This is a genomic window from Enterobacter sp. C4G1 (assembly GCF_052886895.1).
In genome coordinates, this window is sequence record NZ_JBQVVV010000002.1 from 397362 (window position 1) to 413806 (window position 16445).

A 16445-nucleotide genomic window follows, 5' to 3' on the forward strand; every position below is an offset into this window, starting at 1 on the left:
ACCAGAGATTGCTTACTCTTTGTCGCACACAACCGACACTGAGATCGCAACCATGAAAGAGATTATTGAAGGTTTTCTGAAGTTCCAGAAAAATGCCTTCCCCGAGCGAGTTAAACTATTCAAAAGTCTGGCCAATCAGCAGAGTCCGAGAGCATTATTCATTTCCTGCTCTGACAGTCGTCTGGTACCAGAGCTGGTTACCCAGCGTGAACCCGGCGATTTGTTTGTGATCCGTAACGCCGGGAACATTGTACCGTCTTATGGCCCGGAGCCCGGCGGCGTTTCAGCCTCTGTGGAATATGCGGTCGCCGCGCTCAAGGTAAATGACATCGTGATTTGCGGCCACTCTGACTGTGGCGCTATGACTGCCGTTGCCACCTGCAAATGCCTCGATCATATGCCCGCCGTGTCGAGTTGGTTGCGCTATGCCGACTCTGCCCGTGTGGTGAATGAGGCCCGACAGCATCCCGACCCGTCCGCTAAAGTCGCGGCTATGGTGCGCGAAAACGTCATCGCTCAGTTGGCTAATATCCAGACTCATCCTTCCGTTCGTCTGGCGCTTGAAGAAGGCCGGATATCGCTGCACGGCTGGATCTATGACATTGAGAGCGGTCGTATTGATGCTTTTGATGGCAGAACCGGTACCTTCGTAACCCTTGCTGAAAATCCAGAAGTAAACGCCGTTTCCTCACAAGCCAGGCATGTTGCCTGAACCTCTTACTTACCAGGAGAAAAGACCATGATCCAGACCCAAGTCACTCAGGCTGCACGTCAGGCACTTACTGAAACCATCATTCAGGCTAAAGCCCGCAAGGAACTCTCTTTCGCAGAAATCGTTGACGGGACCGGTTTGTCGGAAGCCTTCGTTACCGCGGCCTTGCTTGGTCAGCATCCGTTACCTGCCGACGCAGCAGTAGTTGTCGGCAAGAAGCTCGACCTGAATGCTGATGAAGTTAAACTGTTGCAGTCAGTGCCTGTTCGCGGCAGCTTTGCCGATGGCATTCCGACCGATCCGACAATCTACCGTTTCTACGAAATGATGTCAGTTTACGGACCCACCCTTAAAGCTCTTGTCCATGAGAAGTTCGGTGACGGCATCATCAGCGCCATTAACTTCAAACTGGATATCAAGAAAGTTGAAGATCCAGAGGGGGGCCACCGCGCGGTGATCACCCTGGACGGCAAATACCTGCCGACCAGGCCTTTCTGATCCCCTCCTGACTCAGCCCGGCAACCTAAGAGCCGGGCTGCAGCGATATCCGATTTGTCACCGTTCACCACCTGACTTCCTGTCAAAACTCACCGGGTGTTACACCCATAATTGCGCGAAACGCAGCAGAAAATGCGGCTGGCGAAGAAAAGCCAAGCTGCCAGGCAATCTGTTTAACAGGTACGTTTTCAGAAAGAAGATCCAGTGATGCGTATATTCTTGCTCGCTGCTTCCATGTCCGGAAGCTGAACCCCGTATCACGTAAAAACAGGCGGGAGAAAGACCTTTCCGACATATTTGCTATGTCAGCCATATCAGTTAACGAGGTTTCCCAGCGATGGCTGAGCATCAGCTCTCCTGCGGCACGGAATAATCGGTCATCGTGCGGCATCGGTAGTTCTGCGGGTACGGATGCTGCCTCGCCGATAATATCCAGAAGTAAAAGTGCCATTTTTCGCTTCGTCAGCGTGTGGTAATCACTAATAAACAGGCCGGCTATTAACTCCTTTACCAGCGGAACTGCGTCGATCACATGTACCCGATCATTCTTTGTGAAATGTGTGCATTCAGAAATCAGGCTACCGCTGAGGTAAATCGCGCGCAGCTCCGTATGCGACAGAAGTCTGTATGAGTGTTCCATCAACGGTGGGAGCCAGAGCGCCCGCTGAGGGGGAATAACCCATCGCCTGCCTGCGGCCTCAACCAGCAGAACGCCACTGCTAGCGTATAAAAGTTGTCCTTCCAGGTGGTAATGGGGAGGATCCGCTTCCCCGCGCCGGTAGGAAATGGCCGTTGCTGACCAGCCTGTTGAGTCATCGTGTCTTGGCGCTTTATCGATACTTACTGGCATTTCAGATTCAAACCTCACGTCTATCATGATCCGACTGGCGTTACCCGACCGGTATTTCGCAGGGGGATGTGCGCCTGACTTATTACTTAACAAGATTCAGAAGGATATAAACCTATGCGAGTACATTTTATTGTACATGAACATTTTGAAGCACCCGGCGCGTTTGAAACCTGGGCCATGATTCGTGGCCACGAAGCAACCTTCTCGCGCGTTTATGCGGGTCAAAAGCTTCCTGAAGATGCAGGGGATATCGATCTGCTGGTAGTGATGGGGGGGCCACAGGATCCGTCCGTCACCCCTGATGAATGTGCACATTTTGATTCCAGAGCTGAACAGGCGCTTATTGCCTCTGCTGTGCGTATGGATAAAGCCGTCGTCGGCGTTTGCCTGGGTGCCCAACTGATTGGGGAAGCCCTGGGCGCACGCTTTGCGCACAGCCCGGAAAAAGAGATCGGCAAGTTTCCAATTTTTATGACCGCTGAGAGCGAGCAGAACCCGCTGTTTTCTCACTTCGGTAATAAGCTTGATGTCGGGCATTGGCATAACGACATGCCGGGACTTACTCCCGCGGCGGAGATCGTCGCCTGGAGCGAAGGTTGCCCACGACAGATAGTTGCTTATTCTGAGCTGGTCTACGGGTTTCAGTGCCATATGGAACTTACACAGCCCCTTATCGAATTGCTGATCGCGCATTCTGACAGGGATTTACGTCGGGCCGCAGACTATCGATTCGTTCAGACACCGGAAGAATTGCGGAGCCACGACTACAGCGAAATGAACAGAGCATTATTCACGTTTCTCGACAAACTCGAGGCGCGCTACCGCCAGACAGGTACATGACATCGTTACCTGCAGCGGAACGACATGCCGTGTGATTGGCTGTTTATCAGTTATTACTAAGTAGAAAAAAGCCCCCGACAGGTAACAGACCGCACGCTTAACGGGGGAAGTGTGAAAGTGTTGAATGGTCCGGTTCCAAAAAATATTACGCGCAATCCGGACAACGGGCAGAGGGCAAAAACAACCGGCCGAGGAAAACGACCGGCCAACTGGCAGTTATTTCAGGTGTTCTTTCAGTTCGTAGGCGGCCTGGCCAAGTGCGGTCCGCACGGCAGGCACGTCGCTCAGTGCATTCAGCAGACCGTAGTCATGAATCAACCCGTTATAGCGGGTAACCGTCACGTTGACGCCGGCGGCATCAAGCTTGCGGCCAAACGCCTCACCTTCGTCGCGCAATACGTCAAATTCAGCAGTCTGAATCAGAGTGGGTGGCAGTCCCTTCAACTGTTCAGGCGTGGCACGCAGCGGCGATGCCAGGATGTTGTTACGATCGCTTTCTTTTGTTGTGTAGGCATCCCAGAACCATTTCATCATATTACGCGACAGGAAATACCCGTTCTCATACTGGTTATAAGAACCGGTGTTGAAATTCGCGTCAGTTACAGGCCAGAGCATCACCTCATAGCGGATGGCTGGTGCCTTATGCTGTTTGGCCTGGAGCGCTACGGCTGCAACCATGTTCCCACCTACGCTGTTACCTACCAGCGCCAGGCGACCACCATCAACGCCAATTTCGCTACCGTGCTCGGCAACCCAGCGGGTTGCTGCATAAGCCTGATTAATCGCAACCGGGAAATGCGCTTCCGGCGATGGCGTGTAGTCGACAAAAACGGCCGCAGCACCGGACTCACTGACCAGGTCACGAACGAGGCGTTCGTGGGTCGCAAAGTCGCCCAGTATCCAGCCACCACCGTGGAAGAACATGAAGACTGGCAGGGTCCCCTGTGTGTTATGAGGCTTCACAATGTGAAGTTTGATGGAGCTGCCATCAACGTTGATCGTTTTTTCAGTGACGTCGGCAGCAGGCAGTTTCGCACCTTTCTGGGCGTTGATTAGCACCTGACGTGCGTCCTGTGGAGACAATTGTTCAATAGGCTTACCTCCGGCACCGTTCAGGGCATTGAGAAATTCCTGCACGTGACGATCCGGCTGAGAAGCATCGGCAAAGCTGTTGGCGGAAACGGCTGCCATTGCGGCAGTCAGCAACACAGATTTAATATTCATAATACGGCCTTAATAATATTGTTTACTATTAAATAGTGCGCGATTTATGAGGGTGAAGTACATCACGTGTACTTGATCCTGAAAAACCACGCGCTGAGAAAACTTAAGCGCTCCCCGCACCAACCAGCTTGCTTTTACATCAACTGGCTGAGTAAAACCCCGACCAGGAAAGTAGTCGCGGGTCTTACGCGGGGTAACTCAATGACTTACAGACCCAGGTCAGACAGGCCTGGGTGATCGTCTGGACGACGCCCCAGCGGCCAGAAGAACTTGCGCTCGCTTTCTTTGATAGGCATGTCATTGATACATGCGAATCGGCGCTTCATCAGGCCGTCGGCCTCAAACTCCCAGTTTTCGTTGCCGTAAGAGCGGAACCAGTTACCTGAGTCATCACGCCATTCGTAAGCGTAACGGACGGCGATCCGGTTTCCGCCAAAAGCCCACAGTTCTTTGATAAGGCGGTACTCGAGCTCTTTTTTCCACTTACGGGCGAGGAATCCTTCGGCTTCCTCGCGATTATTCGCGAACTCGGCGCGGTTACGCCATTTGGTATCCAGCGAGTAAGCCTGCGCGACTTTTGCCGCGTCTCGGGAATTCCAGCCATCTTCAGCCAGTCGAACTTTCTCAATAGCAGTTTCCAGCGTAAATGGCGGAAGCGGAGGACGAACTTGTGTATCTGTCATGGTAAAACTCCTGTTAATTTGGTTTATAGGTAATAGCAATATTCGATACTCAGGCCCCGGCTGAGACCCTTTCCAGCAAAACTTTCGCAACGTCCCGTGCGTTGTCAGCGGCGTTCCGGTCGCCCATCACGTATGTCATGGTGATAGCCCCTTCAATCAGAATCAGCAGTTGTCTTGCCAGATCTGCAGAGTGCTCAGTGTTCAGCTGCCCGCAGAGTTCGAGCGTATAATCCAGCAGTTTTTGTTTATGCATTTTCGCTATCTGGCGAACGGGATCCTCCGGGTCTCCTACTTCTCCGGCTGTGTTGATAAAGGCACAGCCCCGGAAGCCTTCAGACTCAAACCAGCTTTTCAGAACCGTGAACATGTTCAGAATGCGATCCTGAGGCGTTTTGCCTTTATCAGACTCGGTTCTGAACCACTGCATCCACCGTTCGTCACGTTCATTCAACGCGGCCGATGCCACGTCCTCTTTGTTCGCGAAATGGCGATAAATACTTTTCCTTGCAACACCAGAGGTCTTTACCAGAAGGTCCATGCCCATAGCATGGATCCCGTTCTGATAGATAAGTTGCTCGGCGGTTGCGAGGATTTTTTCTCGCGTATCAGTTGGCTTCTTGTTCATGGTTTATCAGTTGCCTCTTGTTCATGCCTTAAAGGTAGAACGATCGTTCTACTTGGTCAAGCGTTGATTATGAATTATATTTTTTGAAATGGGTTAAAAATTCATAATATTCATTTAAATCAATGAGTAGATAAAGAAAAATATCTTTAACGAAAGAGGGTTTTCTGAAAAGAACACCTTCTTCAGGGATAAATTACGTTTCAGGCAGGGGTAGGGTGGCACTGGTGAGAGCGGATATAAATCGAAAAAAAGGGGAATGTTTTTACTATTGTCCTGCCGATCAACTCCGGTTGATGGCTTTTACTTGAGGTTTGCCTGATAAACCCAGGCTCTCCCTGACAGCGCGTTTCATTTGCAGTTTGTCGAGAATAATACTGATGCGCTCGCCGGGGACAGTGAGCCTGTACTCGCCATGTAATGGCATCGAGGAAATTAGATATCGTCGATCATTCCAGATAATCCAGTTCACTTTCAATCCATTCAATACGCGAAGCGCTAAATCTGCCTACCAGCCTGGCACTGTATATTCTTACGAGCATGTCCTGAAGCCACACGTTTGCATGTGCGGCCTGGTTTGCTATGAGCTTTTTCTGTTTCGGAATGCGGCCACTTTCATGCGATTACCGCAGGTGGCCATACTGCACCAGCGCCGGCGATGGGATTTACTCAAATCGTGAAACAGTAAAATACAGTTGTGGGCTTCACACTGCCGAACGTATTCGAATTTGTCATCTGTGAGCAGTTTTACCAGCGCGTTGGCAACGGGCCAGAGGAGGCCTGCGGGGCTGTCAGCGACTGAGCGAACATCCACACGATAGCGCTGCGTATCCTGATCCCATTCCAGCCTCGTTTCAGGACGCCCTGTTTCAAGCATTCTGTTAATCACCGTCAGGTCTGCCTCACTGGACTTCATCGCGGCATGTACGACTGCTCTTGCTGCATCGCGAAGCTGGCGAGCCTCCCCCAGTAACTCAGGCGGAGCCACAGTTCCTTTCGGCACAAGGCCCGCCGTTTGCAGCCAGTCGATAACGCTTCGATCGTCATCAAAGCAATCGTGTCGATCGTCGCCTGTCCCGTACTCGCTGTTGATAAAGTCCAGCGCGAGGTTGTCGGCCAGGAAGAGCGGCGGGGAAGAAGGACTTTTGATTTCCATACGCACCTGTAACCCATTAAATATTTTTGACAGGTTACCATAATTGTGTGTAACCTTCAATTTCACACTTTAACGGTTACATGAGGTTTGTTATGACATCTTCATTCTCGGGGTTATCAACTGCAGATAACACGCCAGCACAGGTTCATTACCGCTATAAACAGGCGGGCGATGTTAACGTTTTTTACCGTGAAGCAGGCGATCCGGCATCGCCAGTCCTGCTGATGCTGCACGGTTTCGCGGGCTCATCATTTATGTTCCGTGACCTTATTGCCCAACTGGCAGATCGTTATCGTCTGATAGCGCCGGATTTGCCCGCCTTTGGGTTTACCGAGGCACCAGAGCGGGGTGACTATGCTTATACCTTTGACCAGTTGGCTGAGACCATCGACGTGTTCACGGAAGCGCTGGGCCTCGACTCTTATGCCCTGATGGTTCACGACTACGGTGCTCCCGTCGGATGGCGTCTTGCGCTGGCGCATCCTCAGCGGGTTACCGCTATCATTTCCCAGAATGGAAATGCTTACGAAGAGGGGCTGGGAGAAGCCTGGGCACCTATTCAGAAATACTGGGCCGACCCGACCCCCGAAAACCGGAGCGCGCTGAGTGATTTTCCAACTCCTGCGTCAATCAAATGGCAGTATCTGGAAGGTGTCACCGATCCGAGTCTGGTTTCCCCGGACGGCTATTCACTTGAAGGGATGCAGGTAGTGCGGCCGGGCAATGCGGAGATCCAGCTGGACCTGCTGCTGAACTACGCTTCAAACGTGAAAATGTACCCTCTGTTTCAGCAGTATTTCAGGGAATATCAGCCACCGCTGCTGGCGGTCTGGGGAAAACACGACCCGTTTTTCATGGCCGCAGGTGCCGAAGCCTGGAAGCGCGATATCCCGAATGCCGAGATAAACTTCTATGACACCGGCCACTTCGCGCTTGAAACGCATGCGAAAGAGATAGGCGATGACGTTCGGGAATTTCTTGATCGTAATGTCCGTCAGGCGGGGTGATTCCCTTCAGAGGCTCGTCGGCCCGGGGCCGGGCGAGCAGAATGGTGAATGGACTCACTTAAAAAAACGGAAACCTTTAAGAAAGAGGACAGGAACAATGTCAGTGACTCATGGTGTACAACATATTGGCTTAGCCGTATCAAATCTTGAAGCTAGCGCCGCGTTCTTCACTGGTTTACTGGGCTGGCAGGAAGTTAAACGACGCGAAGACTATCCGGCCATCTTTGTAAAAGACGGCGCGATGACGCTCACGCTCTGGAAAACGCAAACAGAAGAGCCTGTTCAGTTCAATCGTAAAAACAATGTCGGGCTCCATCACCTGGCTTTGCGGGTGGAAACCAAAGAGGGTCTGTATCAGATCCTTGAAGTGTTGAAGGCAAATCAGGTCGAAATTGAATTCGAACCCACCTTGATCCGCGAGGGGCCGTCTATGCATATGATGTGCTATGAGCCGAGTGGAATACGAATTGAATTTTATTACCCTGGTTGAGTAATTTCTGATTTCCAGTGCCAGGGGCATTTTCGCTTCGAGTACCGGCAAATATTGCGCTTCATCGTAGCGGGTTCTGGCCTTCCAGCAACGGTAAATGATCCCAGGAGAGACCCTATGCAGCAGAGACGGAGTATCTTTCATGACGGTGAGCGTGCAGTGCAGGCGCGTGCCGGAGTTTCAGGCGAGTGGCTTAATCGGTCGGAAAGCTTTGTGCGCTCCGAGATGCCTCAGCAGCATCGTAACTTCTTTGAGAATCTTCAGATGCTGTTTCTGGGGCTGCTCGATTCTGATGGCCGGCCATGGTGCGTTCCAGCGCTCGGGCCACCAGGATTCCTGGTTTCCCCCACTCCGGATACACTCGAAATTCATCGGGACCCGATGCTCTTGAGTGAACTTGGCCTGGGTCGGTCAGTCGGCGCCAGTGTTGGCATACTCGGGATTGATCTGACCAGCAGACGTCGCAATCGGCTGAATGGCCGGATACAACATGCCTCACCTGGTGAAATGACCATTGTGGTTGATCAGAGCTACGGAAACTGTCCGCAATACATTCAGACCCGACATCTGCCCTCAGGCCAGGACAAACCGGCTGTTGTGGCCCGCCGACGCGGCAGCATAACCGATCCGGAAGTTCGGCGAATTATCGAGGCCGCAGACACTTTTTTCATCGCCTCGCGTGCGGCTGGTTCTCTGGATGGTGGAAGTGCCGGAGTCGATGCTTCGCACCGAGGGGGGAACCCGGGATTTCTTGGTATCAACGGAAATGGCACGCTCTCCTTTCCCGACTTCTCTGGCAATCGCTTTTTCAACACACTGGGCAACATTGAGAGTGATGGCCGGGTCGGCCTGTTCGTTCCGGATTTTGAAACGGGAGAGGCAATAGTGCTTACGGGGCGCGGTTCCATCGACTGGGACCCCGAACGCATCAAGACGTTCGAAGGTGCCGAACGTGTGATAGACGTGGTGCCGGTAGAAATCTGGCATGCAGATGCTGTGCTGCCGGTTATTGGTACGAAATCCGAGCAATAGAGTATTAAGGCCGTCATTCGGTGATACTCTTTCTCCAGTCAACTTTCCTGACGCGTGAACATCGTCCGCTTCTGGCTCGGAGCGGAAGAACTTACTGAGTTGAAGGTCCGCCGTGAGCGAGCAGCGGACATAGCCATGTAAAGTGAAAGCGCCCTCTAAATACCTGAAACAGACTCATTTCACAGGTTTCAGGACGCTTTACAGTGAGTAATGGTCATATGAAACGGGCTTTCTCCGCCCATTTCGCAGGGAATCCCTGCGCGCATAACGTCGGCTCAATGCCGATTATTTCTGCATCGACAATGTTATGCATGATTAAGGGGTCATCCTGAAGATAATTTTGAATTTCACTTACGCTATCCCCCTGAAAAAGTATGTAGCCGCCAGCATGATTACTGAGCGGGCCGGCAAAAAGGATTTTGCCTTCATTAAAACCCCTGACCAGCCATTGCTTATGTGCGTCAAGGTGAGAAGCAATTGCGTCGGGTTGTTTCAAGTAAGTCAGCGTTACGGCGTGCAGCATGGTTTATTCCTTCGCGGCAGAAACAGCATTAATGGCCCGTGGAATTAAGGACAAAGCACGGGAAATTTCCCTGAGCTTGACTTCCTCGCCTTTCGATGCGCCTTCAGCCCGAACAATTTCAACGCACGAGATGCCCAGGAAGCCCAGAAATTTACGCAGGAATTGCTCCTGAAAGTCCATATTTTCCAGTGTCGTACCGCTATAAAAACCACCCCGCGCTGAGGCAATGATGACTTTTTTGCCCTCCGCAAGACCGACAGGCCCCGTTGGAGTGTAGCTGAAGGTTTTCCCTGGCTGAGCGATTCTGTCCATCCAGGCCTTCAACTGGCTGGAAACAGAAAAGTTGTACATTGGCGCACCGAGAACAATCATCTCGGTTTCAAGAAACTCTGAGACCAGAGCATCTGATAATTGTCGCTCAGACTCCAGCTCGGCTGTAGCTATTGGCCGTCCGGCAACAGGCCTGAATCCTGAAGCGATCTCCCCGGTGAGATGACTGATTTCGTCTTTCACAAGATCCCGGTAAGTCAGTTGATGCTCCTGACCAGTTGCCATCAGTTGCTTCACGATTTCAGCCGACAGCTGTCGGGTTACTGAAAATTCATGGTTGATACTGGAATCAAGATGGAGAATTTTCATTGCAGATTTTCCTGGTGTGTAAGGATCAGTGGATACTCTGTGCCGCCTTTACAATCAGTGCGGCAACTTCTTCGGGATGAGAAACCATGGACATATGATCTGAGTGAATTCGCGTGATATGTGCGCCTGCTTCACGGGCAAAACCTGCCTGTACTGAAGGGGTCAGCGCGTTGTCGTTTTCTGTAATGAGATACCAGGAGGGTTTCTCTCGCCAGGCAGCTGCATCCACTTTTTCGTTAAAAGCGGCAGCGGCGATAGGCTGTTGCACCGCAGAAAGCAGCAGGCTCTGTTTTATGCTCAGTTCGTTAGCCATAACCTGATGAAACAACTCTGGCTTATCAAGCCAGATAAGGCCGTTTTTATCGGCTTCCATACCTTCCATTGGGTCATTGAGGCGCGCCAGTGCGTCAGAAACTGATTGATTGCTGTCCGGGACAAGGGCGGACAAATAGACGAGTCCTTTTACGTTCATCGCATTACCAGCCTGGGTGATCACCGCCCCGGCCCATGAATGGCCAACGAGCAGAACGTTACCATTCTGGCGCTCAAGTACACGCTCAGTTGCAGCAACATCATCTCGTAATGAAGTCAGGGGATTTTGAACAGCCGTAACGTGGTAGCCCCGGCCCTGAAGGAGAGCGATGACGGCTGACCAGCACGAGCCGTCAGCAAAGGCACCGTGAACCAGCACGATATTTTTTACACCCGAATCCTGTGCCATAAGCGGCGGGTTGTTCATGAATAAAAGCCACAAAGCAAATGCTCCTTTTCGCAGCGCGCCGGACATTAAATTTTGCTTACGCATGACTGTATTTCCCGCGTTTTTTAGTTTCGGGCAGTGTAATCATCCTGACAGAGGGTATGAAGTGTCATTAATGACAGGTAACATGCGAAATAAGACATTCTTCGGTACTGGGGTTTAAATGCGAGTTGCATTACTTGCGCTTCCGGGCAACATGCGTTCGGCGCTGGCGGGGCTGGCTGATATGTTCTGGCTGTCGAATCAGGTGATCAGGCTAAATCCTACGGTGAACCCTGAAATATCCAGGGATATTCCATTTTTTGACGTCAGGACGATTACCGCTGATGGTCAGCCTGTCAGGGACGTTCAGGGAAGGATTATTGAAAGTGATGGCTCATTTAGTGAACCTGACAACTTCGGGCTGATTATTGCCAGCGGTATGCAGCTGGATGAGCATAAATTTCCGGCTGACAGAGCCGCTGTATCGAGTGCGGCCGAGTGGCTGAGAGTTAAGTATTCAGAGGGAAGCTGTATTGCCTCAGCCTGTGCAGGCGGTTTTGTGCTGGGAGAGGCGGGTTTACTCAACGGACGGATCTGCACCACAACGTGGTGGTTATATCCAACTTTCGCTGAACGCTATCCACTTGCCAAACCCATATGGGGAAAAGCCCTGGCCGAACAGGACAATGTGATAACCGCAGGCGGACCACTCTCATGGGTCGATCTGGTTATATACATCGTCCGCAATCATGCAGGTAATGAGCTGGCAAAGTTGACAGCTGACATGGCCGTTGCTGACAGCCAGCCTTTGTCACAGCAAATTTATGCGCCCGCAGGTTTCCTCAACTCAAGACATCCTCTACTGACTAAAGCAGAGAATCTGCTTCGTTATCAAAACCCTGCAATGACGGTAGAGCAACTCGCTGCAGCTCTGAATATGACTACCCGGACACTGAACCGTAAAATGAAAACGCTCATCCAGGAAAGCCCGAAAGACTTCATTACGCGGGTTCGTATTGAAACGGCATCCGTGCTTCTGGAAAGCCCGGGAAAAACTATTTCTCAGATTGCAAATGCTTGCGGGTACGGCGATGAAACGTCTTTCAGACGCGCCTTTAGCGCCATGATGGGGATGTCCCCCGGAAGTTTCAGAAAGCGGCTTTTGACAAAGAGCCCTTCAAATTCTGGCTGTGAATGAGTGCGCTGCGCTTTCAACTTTATTACGTTCAGGTTTGTATAAGCCTCAGTTGCTGATCTGAACTGGTTTAATTTCTGTCCGGTAGTAAGAACAACATACCTTTACTCCGGGCATGTCCGCTCCTGGTTGTGAGTTCAGCCGATGGATGCAACACATTGGTTGAACTCACAGCACGAAGCGGACATTGGAAATCATTAGTTATCTAGCGTTTTTTAACTTATCAATCAGGATGAGACCTTGCCGCGCGGATCATCAATATGCTGCTTCGCAACATCATAACGAATGCCTTCACGGCGCAGGATACGTACGTGTTTAACCACGGTAGCCAGCGCTTTCAAAAACGTTTCCGAATGCTCATGCCGTTCATAGGCCTCAATATCCGCCCAGCCCTCGGACAGATGAAAAGCGTCGGGATTGACCAGATCCTGAGAAAAAGCATAATACACGCAGCCCGGGAGTTGCTGCGCGGCCAGCATTTCCGGTCTTACCGCTTCAATGAAGGTTTCCCGGTCATCGGGGTGCACGCGATAATAAGCGCTGACGATGATTTCGGTCGATTCGGTTTTATCATGATCGCCCGCAGAAGAAATACATGTCTCAGTTGTGTTCAGACTCATTTTTATCTCCAGATAACGTTGTCAGGTGCAGAATCAAATTCAGGCTGTCGGCTCGCCGTTAAATGCATGCCAGGCGGCGAGCGTATCCAGTGATTCACGCAGCAGTTTAATTTTCCCGTCTTCCGCCACCAGTCTTCCGGCATAGGTTTGCTTATATATCCGGTCGGTGCCAGCCACATCGGCTTCTACGCTGTATTCGCCAAAAGCCTGTGTCGGGGTATCGATAAAGAACTGGATGTTGCGAAAGCGAAAATCGGGCAATTTAACCAGCAATCCGGCGATGAAGCGCTCGATTTCGGCCGGGCCCTGCACACGGTGCGGCAGGCCAAGCGTCTGTAGATAGGGCAGTTCCAGCACGCCATCTGCGGAAAAAAGACGAGCGGCAGCTTTAGGATCCTGGATACTGTCCAGGTAGCTCTGGAGTAACTGCACGGCTGTTTTCATGGTAAGAGTGCTCCTGTTTTCAGTGCCGGACGTCTGCCGGCGGTGTGAAATAACAGTAATGCAACTCAGGGACCATCAAAATAGCAAAGGATGAAACTCATCATTTCATTAATGCAACAATACAGACGTTGAAGAAGCGCGTTATTGTGGCCAACGCCATTCAGGATCGCTGAGATGCATGGCAAAGAAGTCCGACAGCACTTTGACCTTCAGCGGACGGCTACGCGAGGTAGGCGTGACAAAATAGAGCCCGCCTTGTGTCATCGACCACTCTTTCAGCAGGTGTACCAGTCGACCATCTTTCAGATACTCTGCTGCCATAAACTCCGGCAACTCCGCAATCCCAAGGCCTGCCAGCAGGGGCGGCAGCAGCGCGTCAGAGTTGGTGACCCTAAGTGGACCGCTGGGGACAATATCTTCCTGCGTGCCGGAAGCATGAGTAAAGCGCCATACCTGACTTCGGGCACGATAGGCATAGCTGAAACACTGCCGGGCTGTGAGTTCGCGCGGATGCTGCGGTATGCCCTGTTCCGCGAGATAGACTGGTGAGGCCACCAGAAATTGCGTCACAGCACACAGCCTGCGAGCCACGAGAGATGAGTCCGGTAGCGCAGCAATACGTAACGCGGCGTCAAAACCTTCGGCAATCAGGTCGACGGACGCATCAGATAAATGCAGATCCACACTCAGCTCCGGGAACTGGCGGATAAGCTCTGGCATCAGGGGGGCTACCCAGCGTAAACCAAACGACATGGGTACCGCTAAACGAACCTGACCACGCGGCTGCACCGACAGTTCATGGGCCTCACTTTCCACTTCTTCTGCCTGGCGATACATCTCTGATGCCTTTGCCGCCATGCTTTGACCGAACTCCGTCAGCGCCAGCTGACGTGACGTCCGGTTAAACAGCCGACCGCCCAGTCGCTGTTCCAGTCGTGCAACCGCACGCGATACGGTGGGGACGGAGACGCCCATGGCTCTGGCTGCTGCCACAAAAGAACCTTCCTCTGCCACTTTCGCAAACATCGCGAGCCCTTCGAAATCGGGGAATCTGTTCATTTCAAATCTGCAATGATGAGTTTCAAATCATTCTATTTTGAAAGTGATCGCACGTCGATATGCTTCTCTCATCCCGACAACAACCGCTGTCGTCAGTTGATTCACTCATTACAGGAATAGAGATATGAAAACTCGCCGTATTGCTTCAACGCTCTTCGCCTCTTCTTTGCTGCTGGGAGTTGCCAGTATCTCTGAGCCGGCTTTTGGCGCTGCCCCGATGCCACTGGTCACCATTTCAGGGGTAGATCATGTTGGCATTAACGTGCCAGACCTGAGCAAAGCCATCGCGTTTTTCCAGACGACTTTTGGAGCCAGACTGGAGTCAGACATCACGCCCGGAGCTATACCGGATGAATGGAAAACTGCGTTTAACTGGCATCAATCCAGTGACCTCAAGCGTTTTGTCATGATGCGCCTGCCGGATGGCACTGGAGTAGAACTTTTCCAGTACAGCGGTGCGCAAATCGACCACGCACGTCCTCATCAGGATGATGACGCAGCGACACATGTCGCGCTGAAAACGCATGACGTGCCTTCCAGCTTTAAGGCTGTTCAAAAAGCCGGACTTAAAACCCTGAATGAGCCGGTAACCAACGCCGATGGCACGCAGTGGTTTTATTTCCTGACGCCGTGGGGCTCGCAGATTGAACTGGTTGGTAAAGCGAAATCAGCAAACTGACAGGACTCGAACATGAAAAATGTATTCACCCAAACCCTGCTGCTGGCTGCATTGCTGACTGGCACACATAACGTATTAGCGGAGAGCATAACCATGAATATCACGACCATCGAGCCCGCAGGCCTGCAGCAACTTATAGAACGTCACTTCGCAATCTGGAATAACACCGATGCTGCTGAGCGGGAGAAAGAGTTTGCTGCGGTTTATTCCTCAGATTTTTTCGTGGCCGATTATGACGGACTGAACGAAGGCGCGGACCGCGTGAATGCTGCTATCAGCAAGGTTCAGTCACAGCACCCAGGCTTTATCTTCACTCCGGCACCTGTCGAGTGGAATCACGGCATTGCCCGGGTGACCTGGGGCTACGGCCCGAAAGACAATCCGTATCTGGTCAGGGGTGAAGATGTATTTACAATTAGCGAGGGCAGGTTGTCGAGCGCCCGCGTTTTTATCAGTAAATAGCGCAGCGGGTAGGTCATTCACCGTAACCGGGAGACTTAATAAGCCAATTTATACTGTAATTTTGGCACCAACGTGCGTGGTGTACTTTAAGGATAGCGTTGTATCGACCCGTTGAACTCACATCAATGGATGCTATCGATGACGCGCCGGTGACGGCTTTACTCAGCGGTGTTTTTGACCACAACGAATGCGCTATATTTTCGCCCCAGTCCCACTCGTTTCAGGATATGAAACCTGACTGGTGGAGAAAAATCATGCCTGATACTGCCTCCTGAATAAGGAACTTCGAGCATATTCTCAATATGTATTTTTGCCATACAGGGATTAAGCCCTATGACTATCTATACAAGAACAGCTCAACCTTCTGATGTTGATAGTATTTTCGTCGTCAGAACGTCGGTTACCGAGAATCATCTGAGCCGTGAAGAAATGCAACTGATGGGGATTACCGAAAGTGCCGTTGCCAATATGATTGAGCAGAGCCAATGCGCATGGGTTGCAACCCTAAACGACAACATCATTGGTTTCTCGATGATTTTGCCGGATGAGGGCTGTCTTTTTGCAGCGTTTGTTTTGCCAGAATACGAGGGCAGGGGTATTGGCCTTAGCCTTGTTGAGCTAGCCGAGCATGAATTATTCAAACACCATGAAACGGCCTGGCTGGAAACGGATAAAAATAGTCGTGCGGCGCAATTCTATATGCAACTCGGCTGGGGTAAAAAAAAGAACATCAATGGCACGGATATCAGATTAGAGAAATCCCGCGGCATTTAATCCATGGTGATACGTATCCTTCAGTACTACATTTTCCTGGTAATTGTGTGTGGTGGCGTATCTGTTAATCTGGCTGGGCTCAACGGATGACCAGGAAGAGACATGCTAAACCCAGGATTCATTACCCGCAAAGCGCTTGCTGAATGGCAGAAGGTACTGACGCGGATCTATCCCCGAAAAATAGAGTCGATTTT

At 51.5% G+C, this 16445-nt stretch carries 21 protein-coding genes; 10 read left to right on the top strand and 11 right to left on the bottom strand.

Translation table 11 applies throughout. From position 1 onward, the window contains the following. The first annotated feature begins 52 nt into the window (after nt 1-52). Nucleotides 53-712, top strand: a complete 660-nt coding sequence (locus tag ACT9TW_RS15790) for a carbonic anhydrase (protein WP_446492965.1) — start codon at nt 53-55, stop codon at nt 710-712. Between the two features lie 27 nt (nt 713-739). Next, the gene (cynS, locus tag ACT9TW_RS15795) at nt 740-1210 is read left to right on the top strand and encodes a cyanase (RefSeq protein ID WP_446492966.1); all 471 of its coding nucleotides are present in this window, start codon (nt 740-742) and stop codon (nt 1208-1210) included. A gap of 82 nt (nt 1211-1292) precedes the next feature. Here cynS and ACT9TW_RS15800 read toward each other — a convergent pair whose 3' ends face one another. Next, complete coding sequence (locus tag ACT9TW_RS15800; protein WP_446492967.1) at nt 1293-2060, bottom strand: AraC family transcriptional regulator; 768 nt, start codon at nt 2058-2060, stop codon at nt 1293-1295. 114 nt (nt 2061-2174) lie between these two features. Here ACT9TW_RS15800 and ACT9TW_RS15805 point away from each other — a divergent pair, with 114 nt between their 5' ends. Further along, nucleotides 2175-2900, top strand: coding sequence for a type 1 glutamine amidotransferase (locus ACT9TW_RS15805; RefSeq protein WP_446492968.1), 726 nt, complete (start codon nt 2175-2177; stop codon nt 2898-2900). Nucleotides 2901-3116: 216 nt separating this feature from the next. On the opposite strand, the gene ACT9TW_RS15810 is transcribed toward ACT9TW_RS15805, so the two are convergent. The 4 genes from ACT9TW_RS15810 to ACT9TW_RS15825 form a co-directional block, all read right to left on the bottom strand. After that, nucleotides 3117-4124, bottom strand: coding sequence for an alpha/beta hydrolase (locus ACT9TW_RS15810; RefSeq protein ID WP_446492969.1), 1008 nt, complete (start codon nt 4122-4124; stop codon nt 3117-3119). Nucleotides 4125-4330: 206 nt separating this feature from the next. Beyond that, nucleotides 4331-4807, bottom strand: coding sequence for a nuclear transport factor 2 family protein (locus ACT9TW_RS15815; protein WP_315688485.1), 477 nt, complete (start codon nt 4805-4807; stop codon nt 4331-4333). A 49-nt stretch (nt 4808-4856) separates the two neighbouring features. Beyond that, on the bottom strand, nt 4857-5432 hold the full coding sequence (locus tag ACT9TW_RS15820) for a TetR/AcrR family transcriptional regulator (RefSeq protein WP_446492970.1): 576 nt from the start codon (nt 5430-5432) through the stop codon (nt 4857-4859). A gap of 577 nt (nt 5433-6009) precedes the next feature. Further along, nucleotides 6010-6585 carry a CGNR zinc finger domain-containing protein gene (locus ACT9TW_RS15825; protein ID WP_446492971.1) on the bottom strand — a complete coding sequence of 192 codons (576 nt, stop codon included), beginning with the start codon at nt 6583-6585 and terminating at the stop codon, nt 6010-6012. A gap of 92 nt (nt 6586-6677) precedes the next feature. On the opposite strand from ACT9TW_RS15825, the gene ACT9TW_RS15830 reads away from it, so the two are divergent. The 3 genes from ACT9TW_RS15830 (at nt 6678) to ACT9TW_RS15840 (ending at nt 9114) form a co-directional block, all read left to right on the top strand. After that, nucleotides 6678-7592: an alpha/beta fold hydrolase gene (locus ACT9TW_RS15830; RefSeq protein ID WP_446492972.1), complete on the top strand. Its 915-nt coding sequence runs from the start codon at nt 6678-6680 to the stop codon at nt 7590-7592. 97 nt (nt 7593-7689) lie between these two features. Next, nucleotides 7690-8082, top strand: coding sequence for a VOC family protein (locus tag ACT9TW_RS15835; RefSeq protein WP_446492973.1), 393 nt, complete (start codon nt 7690-7692; stop codon nt 8080-8082). Nucleotides 8083-8199: 117 nt separating this feature from the next. Next, complete coding sequence (locus ACT9TW_RS15840) at nt 8200-9114, top strand: pyridoxamine 5'-phosphate oxidase family protein (RefSeq protein WP_446492974.1); 915 nt, start codon at nt 8200-8202, stop codon at nt 9112-9114. A 214-nt stretch (nt 9115-9328) separates the two neighbouring features. On the opposite strand, the gene ACT9TW_RS15845 is transcribed toward ACT9TW_RS15840, so the two are convergent. The 3 genes from ACT9TW_RS15845 to ACT9TW_RS15855 are packed head-to-tail and all read right to left on the bottom strand — an operon-like array spanning nt 9329 to nt 11081. Then, nucleotides 9329-9637, bottom strand: a complete 309-nt coding sequence (locus tag ACT9TW_RS15845) for a YciI family protein (RefSeq protein ID WP_446492975.1) — start codon at nt 9635-9637, stop codon at nt 9329-9331. Nucleotides 9638-9640: 3 nt separating this feature from the next. Next, nucleotides 9641-10276, bottom strand: coding sequence for an FMN-dependent NADH-azoreductase (locus ACT9TW_RS15850; RefSeq protein WP_446492976.1), 636 nt, complete (start codon nt 10274-10276; stop codon nt 9641-9643). A gap of 25 nt (nt 10277-10301) precedes the next feature. Next, complete coding sequence (locus ACT9TW_RS15855) at nt 10302-11081, bottom strand: alpha/beta hydrolase (protein ID WP_446492977.1); 780 nt, start codon at nt 11079-11081, stop codon at nt 10302-10304. Between the two features lie 118 nt (nt 11082-11199). On the opposite strand from ACT9TW_RS15855, the gene ACT9TW_RS15860 reads away from it, so the two are divergent. Further along, entirely contained in the window at nt 11200-12216 is a 1017-nt protein-coding gene (locus ACT9TW_RS15860; protein ID WP_446492978.1) for a GlxA family transcriptional regulator, read from the top strand. Between the two features lie 224 nt (nt 12217-12440). On the opposite strand, the gene ACT9TW_RS15865 is transcribed toward ACT9TW_RS15860, so the two are convergent. From ACT9TW_RS15865 to ACT9TW_RS15875, 3 genes are all read right to left on the bottom strand, one after another. Continuing rightward, entirely contained in the window at nt 12441-12833 is a 393-nt protein-coding gene (locus tag ACT9TW_RS15865; RefSeq protein ID WP_446492979.1) for a putative quinol monooxygenase, read from the bottom strand. Nucleotides 12834-12872: 39 nt separating this feature from the next. Next, complete coding sequence (locus ACT9TW_RS15870; RefSeq protein WP_446492980.1) at nt 12873-13277, bottom strand: nuclear transport factor 2 family protein; 405 nt, start codon at nt 13275-13277, stop codon at nt 12873-12875. A 141-nt stretch (nt 13278-13418) separates the two neighbouring features. Next, nucleotides 13419-14336: a LysR family transcriptional regulator gene (locus tag ACT9TW_RS15875; protein WP_446492981.1), complete on the bottom strand. Its 918-nt coding sequence runs from the start codon at nt 14334-14336 to the stop codon at nt 13419-13421. A gap of 124 nt (nt 14337-14460) precedes the next feature. Here ACT9TW_RS15875 and ACT9TW_RS15880 point away from each other — a divergent pair, with 124 nt between their 5' ends. The 3 genes from ACT9TW_RS15880 to ACT9TW_RS15890 all read left to right on the top strand — a co-directional run bounded on the left by ACT9TW_RS15880 (nt 14461) and on the right by ACT9TW_RS15890 (nt 16251). Then, nucleotides 14461-15015: a VOC family protein gene (locus tag ACT9TW_RS15880; protein WP_446492982.1), complete on the top strand. Its 555-nt coding sequence runs from the start codon at nt 14461-14463 to the stop codon at nt 15013-15015. 12 nt (nt 15016-15027) lie between these two features. Next, nucleotides 15028-15477 carry a nuclear transport factor 2 family protein gene (locus tag ACT9TW_RS15885; protein ID WP_446492983.1) on the top strand — a complete coding sequence of 150 codons (450 nt, stop codon included), beginning with the start codon at nt 15028-15030 and terminating at the stop codon, nt 15475-15477. Between the two features lie 333 nt (nt 15478-15810). After that, nucleotides 15811-16251, top strand: a complete 441-nt coding sequence (locus ACT9TW_RS15890) for a GNAT family N-acetyltransferase (protein ID WP_446492984.1) — start codon at nt 15811-15813, stop codon at nt 16249-16251. Nucleotides 16252-16445: the final 194 nt, after the last annotated feature.